The following is an 11,060-nucleotide window of genomic DNA, read 5'->3' as shown; positions in this document are numbered from 1 at the left end:
TTCGATGATGACGTGGGCGTTGGTGCCGCTGACGCCGAAGGAGGAGACACCGGCCCGGCGTGGGCGGTCCGTGGTCGGCCAGGGCTGTTGTTCGCGGACGAGTTCGACGGCTCCGCTGGTCCAGTCGATGTGCGGGGACGGTTCGTCCGCGTGGAGCGTGCGCGGGACCACGCCCTCGCGCATGGCCATGACCATTTTGATGATGCCGGCGACGCCGGCCGCGTGCTGGGTGTGGCCGATGTTGGACTTGATGGAGCCGAGGAGGAGGGGCCGGTCGGCGGGGCGGTTCTGGCCGTAGGTGGCGAGCAGGGCTTCGGCTTCGATGGGGTCGCCGAGCTTGGTGCCGGTGCCGTGGCCCTCCACCACATCCACCTCGGAGGGCGAGAGACCGGCGGCCTTGAGCGCCTGGCCTATCACGCGCTGCTGTGATCGGCCGTTGGGCGCGGTCAGGCCGTTGGAGGCGCCGTCCTGGTTGATCGCCGAGCCGCGCACCACGGCCAGCACCTGGTGGCCCTTGCGCCGCGCGTCGGAGAGGCGCTCCACCAGCAGGATGCCGACGCCCTCGGACCAGCCCGTGCCGTCCGCCGACGCGGAGTACGCCTTGCAGCGGCCGTCCGGCGACAGTCCCCGCTGCCGGCTGAACTCCACGAACGTACCGGGAGTGGACATCACCATGACCCCGCCAACGAGCGCGAGGGTGCACTCGCCGGCCCGCAGTGCCTGCGCGGCCAGGTGCAGCGCCACGAGGGACGACGAGCAGGCCGTGTCGAGGGTGACCGCGGGCCCCGTCAGACCCAGGTGATAGGCGATCCGCCCGGACATCACGCTGGACGTGGTGCCGGTGAGCAGATCGCCTTCCACCTCCTCGGGGGCCTCGTACAGACGGGGGCCGTAGTCCTGTCCGGTGGCTCCGATGTAGACGCCGGTCGGTGTGGCACGCAGGGACGCCGGGCTGATGCCGGCCTGTTCCACCGCTTCCCAGGCCGTCTCCAGCACGACGCGCTGCTGCGGGTCCATGGCCAGCGCCTCGCGCGGGGAGATGCCGAAGAACTCCGCGTCGAAGTGTGCCGCTTCCTGGAGAAAGCCGCCTTCCCATGCGTAACTCGTCCCCGAACGGTCGGGGTCCGGGTCGAAGAGGGCCTCCAGGTCCCAGCCCCGGTCTGTCGGGAACGCCGAGACCGCGTCCCCGCCTGCCGTGACCAGCTGCCACAGTTCCTCCGCGGAGCGCACGCCGCCGGGGAACCGGCAGGCCATGCCGACGATGGCCAGCGGCTCCGACGACCGCGCCTCCACTTCGCGCAGCCGTGCGCGCGCGTCCTGGGCGTCGGCGATGGCCCGCTTGAGGTAGGTCCGAAGCTTGTCCTCGTCAGACACGGTTTCAGCTCCCAGGAGTGAGATGCGGCAGTGGTGGGGGAAGGGCCGCGCGGGGCGGGTGGCGTACTCCGCCCCGCGTGCGGCCATCGGGGGTGCGGCGGTCAGTCCAGTTCGTCGACGAGGGCGAACAACTCGTCGTCGCTGGCGGCATCCAGTTCGGCTTCGCGCCGGCGCTTGTCCGATTCGGCGGCCGACGCGCCCACGGCGTCCAGCAGCCGCCGTAGCCGGTCGGTGATCTCGTCCCGCACCGGTTCGTCCGCCTGCTTGGCCAGCAGGCCGGCCTCCAGGCGGTCGAGCTCGGCGAGGAGCTGCTCGTCGGCCGGTTGCGCCGGGCCGTCGCCGCCGTTCACCTCCAGGTGTTCCAGCAGGTACTCGGCGAGTTCGTCGGGGGTCGGATAGTCGAAGACCAAGGTGGTCGGCAGCCGCAGGCCGCTCATCGCGGTGAGGCGGTTGCGCAGTTCGACCGAGGTCAGTGAGTCGAAGCCCAGCTCCTTGAAGGCCCGGTTCCGGTCCAGCGCGCTCGGGTCCGCGTGGCCGAGGACGGCCGCGACCTGGTCGCACACCAGGTCCACCAGGGTCTGGCGGCGCATGGCCGGCGGAACCTCGGCGAGCCGGCCGGCCAGGGACGCGGGCTGCTCGCCTCGGCCGCCGCCGGTGGCGGAGCGGCGCGCCGTCACGGTGACCAGGTTCCGCAGCAGCGCGGGCAGTTGGTCGCCCTGCGTGCGCAGGGCCGTGGTGTCCAGGCGGGTGGGCGCCAGGACGGCCCGGCCGAGCCGGTCGGCATGGTCGTAGAGAGCCATGCCCTCCTCGGCGGACAGCGGGAGCAGCCCGCTGCGGGCCATGCGCCGGATGTCGGCGTCGTCCAGGTGCCCGGTCATGCCGCTTGCCTGGGCCCACAGACCCCAGGCGAGCGATGTCGCCGGGAGACCGAGCATGCGGCGCTGGTGGGCCAGGGCGTCGAGGAAGGCGTTGGCCGCCGCGTAGTTGGCCTGACCCGGCGTGCCGAGGAGGCCGGCGAAGGACGAGTAGAGGACGAAGCCCGACAGGTCGCGGTCCTTGGTGAGTTCGTGCAGGTGCCAGGCGGCGTCGACCTTGGGCCGGAGGACCTTGTCGAGGAGTTCGGGGGTCATGTGGGGGAGGGTGCTGTCGTCGAGGATGCCGGCGGTGTGGATGACGGCGGTGAGGGGGTGCTGGTCGGGGATGGTGTCCAGGAGTGCTGCGAGGGCGTCGCGGGAGGTGACGTCGCAGGCGGTGATGTCGACGTCGGCGCCGAGGCGGGTGAGTTCCTCGCGTAGTTCGGTGGCGCCTTCGGCGGCGGGTCCGCGTCGGCTGACGAGCAGCAGGTGGCGGGCCTTGTGTTCGGTGACGAGGTGGCGGGCGAGCAGGGCGCCGAGGCCGCCGGTACCGCCGGTCACCAGCACCGTACCCTCGGGGTCGAGCGGCGCGGGGACGGTCAGCACGATCTTGCCGACGTTCCGGCCCTGGGACAGGAAGCGGAACGCCTCCGGTGCCCGGCGCACGTCCCAGGTGGTGATCGGCAGCGGCCGCAGCACCCCCTGTTCGAACAGGCCCAGCACCTCCACCAGAATCTCCTGCAGGCGTTCGGGTACGGCTCCCTCCGCGCCGGGTTCGACCTGCGCGAGCGCGGTCAGGTCGTAGGCCCGGTAGGTGACGCCGGGATGGGAGCGCGCCACCTGCCGGGCATCGCGGATGTCGGTTTTGCCCATCTCCAGGAACCGCCCGCCGTCGGCGAGCAGCTGCAGCGAGGTGTCCACGAACGTGCCGGACAGGGAGTTGAGGACCACGTCCACGCCATGACCGCCGGTCGCGGTCCGGAAGGCGTCGTGGAAGTCCAGCGTCCGGGAGTTGGCGATGTGGTCGTCGTCCAGGCCCAGGGCCCGCAGGGTGTCCCACTTGCCCGGACTGGCGGTGCCGAAGACTTCGGCGCCCAGGTGCCGGGCGAGCTGGACGGCGGCGATACCGACGCCGCCGGCCGCGGCGTGGATGAGCACTTTGTCGCCGGGCCGCACCCCGGCCAGGTCCACCAGCCCGTAGTACGCGGTGAGGAAGACCACCGGAACCGAAGCGGCCTGCGCGTACGTCCAGCCCCGTGGCATCCGGGCCACCAGGCGCCGGTCGGCCACGGCCACCGGGGCGAACGCTCCGTCGAAGTAGCCCATCACCCGGTCGCCCGGCCGCAGATCGACCACGCCGGGCCCCACCTCCAGCACGACGCCCGCTCCCTCGGCGCCCATCAGCGCGTGCCGCTGGTCGACCATGCCCAGCGCGATCAGCACGTCACGGAAGTTCAGACCGCCGGCCCGCACCGCGATCCGGACCTTGCCCTCCGCGAGCGGTTCCCGCACCTCGGGGCAGGGCACGAACGACAGACCTTCCAGGGTGCCCTTGTCGGTGAGGACCAGCCGGTAGGCGTCCACGTCGGAGGGCGGGGTGCGCACATCGGTGTGCACGGCGCGGCCCAGCCGCGGCGCGAACATCTCCTCGCCGCGCACCATCAGCTGCGGCTCCCCGGCCGCCAGGGCCCGGGGCAGTACGTCCGCCGCCCGCGCCGGATCGTCCAGGTCGACCAGGACCAGGCGGCCGGGATTCTCGGTCTGCGCCGTACGCACCATGCCCCACACACCCGCGTGCTCCAGGTCGGTCAGCGCCTCCTCGGGGCGGGCGACCGCCCCGCTGGTGAGCACCACCAGCCGGGACCCGGCCAGCCGTTCCTCCGCCAGCCAGCCCCGCAGCACCTCCAGCATCCGCCGGGTGGCCGCGCCGACGGCGCCGGGCACATCGCCCAGGCCGTCCCCGGCCGCCGAGTCCGGTGCGGCGGCCGGCCCCGCCGCTGCCGGCGCCAGGGCGGTGAGGACCACCGCGTCCGGCGCCGGTGCACCCGCGTCCAGGGCGGCGGCCAGCGCGGCCAGGTCCCGGTGCGCTTCGCCCAGTCCGGGAACCGGGGCGCCCAGCGTCGCCCAGGACGCCGGAGCCGGGGCTTCGGTGCCGGGCAGCGGCGCCCAGTCCAGCTGGAAGAGGGACTCCTTGGCCACCCCGGTGGCGTCACGCAGGGCCTGCTCGTCCAGCGGGCGCAGGACGAGTTCGTCGACCGAGCCGACCACGGCTCCGGACCCGTCGGCGAGCACGAGCGTCGCCGTGGGGCGGCCCTCGTCCCGACGGGTGATCGTCAGCCGCACCCGCAGGACCGACGCGCCGGCCGCCCTGAGGGTGACCCCGGCGAAGGAGAACGGCAGGCCGGGCAGCAGCTCGCCGTCGACCACGCCGGGCAGCAGCGGGTGCAGCGCGGCGTCCAGTACGGCCGGGTGCAGCACGTAGTCCCCGGCCCGGTCGGCCTCCCGGCCGCCCAGCTCGACCTCGGCGTAGACGTCGTCACCGGCCCGCCAGGCGGCGCGCAGCCCCTGGAACTCGGGGCCGTACCGGTAGCCGAGACCCGCCAGCCGCTCGTACACCCCCTCCAGGTCGACCCGGTCGGCGCCGGCCGGCGGCCAGGCCCCGGTGAGCGGCTCCGGCCGGGCGGCATCGCTGCCCAGGATGCCCTCGGCGTGGCGCGTCCAGAGATCGCCGCCCTGGGGACGGGAGTAGACGGTCAGCTCCCGCCGGCCCCGCTCGTCCGCTTCGGCCACGACGACCTGGACCTGGACCTCGCCCGTCTCGGGCAGGACCAGCGGGGCCCACAGCGTCAGTTCCTCGACCGTGCCGCAGCCGACCTGGTCGCCGGCCCGGACGGCGAGTTCCAGGAAGCCGGTCGCCGGCAGCAGCACCGAACCGAACACGGCGTGATCGGCGATCCACGGCAGGGCACGCCGCGACAGCTGCCCGGTCAGGACCACCCCGCCGCCGTCCGCCATGTCCACCGCCGCACCGAGCAGCGGATGACCGGTCGGGGCGAGGCCGCTGCCGGAGACGTCGGCGGTACGCCGGCCCGGCGCCAGCCAGAAGTGCTGCCGCTGGAAGGCGTAGGTGGGCAGGTCGACCGGGAGGCCGCCACCGGCCGGCAGCGCGGCCGTCCAGTCGACCGGGACACCACTGGTGAAGACCTGCGCGACCGAGGCGAGAAGCCTGTCGAGGCCACCGCCGTCACGCTTGAGCGACCCGGTCACCAGCGCCTCGCGCCCCGCGTCCGCGACGGTCTCCTCGATGCCCGGCACCAGCACCGGGTGCGGGCTCATCTCCAGGAACACGTCGTGGCCCTCGTCGAGCAGGCCCCGCACGGCCTGCTCCAGGCGCACCGTCCGGCGCAGGTTGCGGAACCAGTAGTCCGCGTCCATCAGGTCGTCGCCCAGCCACTGCCCGGTCAACGTGGAGTAGAGCGGGATCCGCGCCCGCTCGGGACGGATGGGGCCGAGCAACTCGGCCAGCCGGTCACGCACCCGGTCCACGTGCGCCGAGTGCGAGGCGTAGTCCACCGCGATCTTGCGGACCCGCACTCCCTCGTCGCGCAGTTCGTCGTGCAGCGCGTCCAGAGCCTGGAGGTCGCCGGAGACCACCGTGACCGCCGGGCTGTTGACCGCGGCCACCGACAGCCGGCCGTCGAAGGCGGCCAGCCGCTCCCGAACCGTGTCCGCCGGCAGCGGGATCGACATCATGCCGCCCTGCCCGGCCAGCTCCAGCAGCGCCTGGCTGCGCAGCGCGACCACGCGCGCCGCGTCGTCCAGGGACAGCGCTCCGGACACGCAGGCCGCGGCGATCTCGCCCTGGGAGTGCCCCACGACCGCCGCCGGCTCGACACCGAGCGAACGCCATACGGCGGCCAGCGAGACCATCACCGAGAACAGCAGCGGCTGTACGACGTCCACCCGCTCCATGCCGGGAGCACCCTGCGCCCCCGACGCCACCTCCAGCAACGACCAGTCGACGTACCGCGACAGGGCGGCGTCGCACTGCCGCATCGACTCCGCGAACACCGGTGAGGCCGCCAGCAGGCCATCGGCCATGCCCGCCCACTGGGCGCCTTGCCCCGGGAAGACGAAGACCACCTTGTCACGGCCTCGCGCCGCGCTCCCCTTGACGACGTTCGCCGGCACGACCGGTTCGGCCACCGCCCGCAGCCCCGCCAGCAGACCGGCCCGGTCGGATCCGAGGACCACGGCCCGCTGCTCGAACAGCGACCGATCCGTGACCAGCGCCCGGCCCACATCGGCCGGGTCCAGCTCCGGACGCTCCTCGAGAAGGCGCGCCAGACGTTCCGCCTGAGCCGCCAGCGCCGCCTCGCCGACCCCGGATACGACGAGCGGTACGAGATCACCGCCGGACACGGCTTCCGGCGCGGAGCCGTCCCGCGGCACGGCGGCCTCGGACGGCGTGCTCTCCTCGGCCGTGGCGGCCACCACCGCAGCGGCGGCGGGCTGCTCCAGGACGACATGCGCGTTGGTGCCGCTGATACCGAACGACGACACCGCCGCCCGCCGCACCCGGCCCGTCTCCGGCCAGGCACGCCCCTCGGTCACCAGCTCCACCGCCCCGGCGGACCAGTCCACGAACGGTGAGGGCTCCGAGACGTGCAGCGTCCGGGGAACCATCCCGGCGCGCATCGCCATCACCATCTTGATCACACCGCCGACACCGGCCGCGGCCTGTGTATGGCCGATGTTCGACTTCAGCGAACCCAGCAGCAACGGCGGCTCGTCCGCGCCCCGGCCCTGGCCGTAGGTGGCGAGGAGCGCCTCTGCCTCGATGGGGTCACCCAGCTTCGTACCCGTGCCGTGCGCCTCCACGACGTCCACATCGGTGGTGGACAGCCCCGCATTGGCCAGGGCCTGGCGGATCACCCGCTGCTGGGACGAACCATTGGGCGCGGTCAGGCCGTTGGAGGCGCCGTCCTGGTTCACCGCGGAGCCGCGCACCACGGCCAGTACCCGATGGCCGAGCCGCTCCGCGTCGGACAACCGCTCCAGCAGCAGCATGCCCGCACCCTCGCCCCAGCCGGTGCCGTCGGCGTCGGCGGAGAACGACTTGCAGCGGCCGTCGGGCGACAGCCCCCGCTGCCGGCTGAACTCCACGAAGGTGCCGGGCGTCGACATCACGGTCACACCGCCGGCCAGCGCCATCGAGCACTCGCCCGAGCGCAGCGCCTGCGCGGCCAGGTGCATGGCCACCAACGACGACGAGCAGGCGGTGTCCACGGTCACCGCTGGACCGGTCAGCCCGAAGACGTACGACAGCCGACCGGACATCACACTGCCGGTGTTGCCCGTCAGCAGGATGCCCTCCAGCTCCTCCGGCATCGTGCCGACCGGAGGCGCGTAGTCGTGGTACATCGTCCCGGCGAACACGCCGGTCTGCGTGCCGCGCAGCGACGTCGGGTCGATGCCCGCGCGTTCCACGGCCTCCCACACGGTCTCCAGCAGCAGGCGCTGCTGCGGGTCCATGCTCAGGGCTTCACGCGGTGAGATCCCGAAGAACGCCGGGTCGAACTCGCCCGCCTCGTGCAGGAACCCGCCCTCCCGGACGTAACTCCTGCCCGGCGTGTCCGGGTCGGGGTCGTACAGATCCTCGTCCCAGCCCCGCGTGGTCGGGAACCCGGAGATGGCATCCACCCCGTCGGCCACCAGCCGCCACAGATCCTCGGGCGAACTCACCCCGCCGGGATAACGGCAGGCCATGCCGATGATCGCGATCGGCTCGTCGGCAGCGACGGCCGCCGACGAGGACGGGGACGCGGCCGACGCCTCCTGCTCGGCGCCGAACAGCTCCTGCACCAGATACTCGGTCAGGGCGCGCACGGTGGGCCGGTCGAAGACCAGCGTCGTGGGCAGCCGCAGACCGGTCGCGGAGGCCAGCCGGTTGCGCAGCTCCACCGAGATCAGCGAGTCGAACCCCAGCTCCTTCAGGGCCCGCTCGTCATCGACGGCCGTCACGTCACCGCGGCCCAGGGCACCGGCGACCTGCGCACGCACCAGCCGGTGTACAGTCCGCTCACGCTCCTCGGCCGGGATCTCGGCCCACTGCCGGGCCGCCCCGGCCGGCCGCACGCGGGCCTCCCGGCGCAGCTCCCGCACCGGCCTGTGCACCAACTGCCGCACCAGAGCCGGAACCTCGTCGTGCCCGTCGCCCAGCAGCGCCGCGTCGAACCGCATCGGCACCAGGAGCGCCCGGTCCTGCGCCAGGGCGAGGTCGAACAGCTCGGTGCCCTCCGCGTGCCCGAGCGGGCCGACTCCCAGCCGAGCCATCCGCACCAGGTCGGCGTTGCTCAGATGCTCCGCCATGCCGCCGGAGGGGTCCCACAGGCCCCACGCCAGCGAGGTGGCGGGCAGCCCGGCGGCCCGGCGCCGCGCGGCCAGCGCGTCGAGGAACGCGTTGCCCGCCGCGTAGTTGGCCTGGCCCGCGGCACCGAACAGCCCGGAGACCGACGAGAAGAGCACGAACGCGGACAGGGCCAGGTCCTGGGTCAGCTCGTGCAGCTGCCATGCCCCGTCCACCTTCGGACGCAGTACGGCTTCGAGGCGCTCGGGATCGAGGGACGTGACCACACCGTCGTCGAGGGTTCCGGCGCAGTGCACCACGGCGGTCAGCGGGCGCTCCGCAGGCACCAGCGCCAGCGCCGCGGCAAGCCCGTCGCGATCCGCGACATCACAGGCCGCGGTGGTGACGTCCGCGCCCAGATCACGCAGCTCGGCCTCCAGCTCCGCCGCACCGGGCGCCTCCAGCCCGCGACGGCTGACCAGCAGGAAACCGCGCACCCCGTGGACCGACGCGAGATGCCGGGCGAACAGCCGGGCCAGCGTTCCGCCGGCGCCGGTGATCAGCACCGTGCCGTCGGCATCCAGCCGGCCGGGCTCGGACAGTCCGCCGGCCGCCCGCACCAGGCGCGGCACCAGGGCGGCGCCGTCCCGCAGCCGCAGCTCCCGCTCCCCGCTCGCCACCGCGGCGGACAGCAGCTCCACCGCCACCCCGGCGGCCGCCTCCACGAGAACGAACCGGCCGGGGTTCTCCGTCTGCGCGGACCGCACCAGACCCCAGGCGGCCGCCACCGCCGGATCGTCCGCATCCGCCGTGACCAAGACCAGCCGACCCGGCTCCTGCCCGGACTCGGCCCGCTCGTCACCCAGCCAGCGCTGCAGGACCTCCAACACCCGCTGAGCCGTCAACCGGGCCGCCTCGGCCACGGAGCCGGCCGCCGCGGGGACGACGTCGAAGCGCACCAGCGGCACCGCCGGCAGGGCCGAATCAACCCACTCGTCCCACGCCACGGCGTCCGCCATGTCCGCGCCGGCAGACACCCCCGGCTCCACGGCAAGCGCCGTCCAGTCGACCTGGAACAGCGAACGACGCGTCCCGGCCCCCGCCGAGCGCAGGGCATCCCGCGACAGCGGGCGCCACACGAGCGAGTCGACCTCGACCACCGGCGCTCCGTCCTCGGCGTCCCGCACCGTCAGCCGAACACTGTCGGAGCCGGTCCACCGGTACTCGACGCGCACATCGGACGCCCCCGTGGCGTACAGCCGCACCCCGGACCAGGAGAAGGGCAGCCCCGAGGGGCGGGAGTCGTCCACCACTCCGGGCAGCAGCGGATGCAGAGCGCCGTCCAGCAGGGAGGGATGCAGGGTGAACAGCTCGCCCCGGCCGGCCTCCTCACCGGCGAGTCCGATATCGGCGGACAGCGCGTCGTGGCCGCCCCGCCACACCTGACGCAGGCCACGGAAGGCCGGGCCGTAGTCATAGCCGGTCTCGGCCAGCCGCTCGTACACCCCGCCCAGATCGACCGTGGAGCCGTCCTCCGCCCCGTCCGTGTCCGGGTGACGGGGTCCGTCCCCGCCTGCCGAGACGGCGCCGGCGGCATGCTGCGTCCAGACCGGCTCCTCGTCACCGTCCTGCGCACGCCGCTCGGGACGCGCGTGCACGCCGATCTCCCGACGCCCCGCCTCATCCGGCGCGGACAGACTGACCTGCACCAGCACGGCCCCCGACTCGGGCAGCACCAGCGGAGTCGTCAGCGTGAGGTCGTCGATCTGATCGCACCGCGCGAAATCGGCGGCGAAGAGCGCCAGTTCCAGGAAGGCGGTACCCGGCAGCAGCACCGATCCCAGGATCGCGTGGTCGGCGAGCCAGGGGTGCGTGTGCAGGGACAGCCGCCCGGTGAGAATCACTCCGCCGTCGGCGAGGTTGACCGCGCTGGTGAGGAAGGGATGGTTGAGGGTGACAAGGCCGACGGTGGCCGGCGGTGCCAGCCAGTAGTGCTGACGCTGGAAGGGGTAGGTGGGGAGGGGTGTGGTGTGGGGGTGTGCGGGGGTGTAGTAGGCGTCCCAGTTGAGGGTGTGGCCGTGGGTGAAGGTGGTGGCGAGGGCGGTGAGGAGCGCTGTCGCCTGGGGCTGGTTACGGCGTTGCGTCGCGATCGGGCGGACGGTGGTGGGGAGTTGGTTGGTGGCGAGTGTGGTGAGTACGGCGTCGGGGCCGATCTCCAGGAGGGTGGTTGTCCCGGTGTCGGTGAGGGTGGTGAGGGTGTCGGCGAAGCGGACGGGCTGGCGGACCTGGTGGACCCAGTAGTCGGGGGTGGTCCATTCGTCGGTGACGGTCTCGCCGGTCACGGATGAGACAGCGGTGAGAGTCGGGCTTTGGTAGGTGACCTGCTCCAGGACTTCGCGGAAGTCGTCGAGCATGGGCTGCATGAGGGGGGAGTGGAAGGCGTGGGAGACGTGCAGCCGTGTGGTGCGGCAGCCCGCGGCTTC

2 protein-coding genes are annotated in these 11,060 nt (G+C 73.4%); both read right to left on the bottom strand.

Features of this window, described 5'->3' with window-relative positions; translation table 11 throughout:
- The coding region (locus ACZ7DL_RS38620; RefSeq protein ID WP_470781693.1) for a type I polyketide synthase at positions 1-1,374 on the bottom strand (1,374 nt) is incomplete at its 3' end.
- Between the two features lie 101 nt (positions 1,375-1,475).
- On the bottom strand, positions 1,476-11,060 hold a 9,585-nt coding region (locus tag ACZ7DL_RS38615; RefSeq protein ID WP_470781691.1), incomplete at its 5' end, for an SDR family NAD(P)-dependent oxidoreductase.

The sequence above is a fragment of the Streptomyces sp. NPDC036984 genome (assembly GCF_055607665.1).
This window is presented reverse-complemented; position numbering and strand designations above follow the sequence as displayed.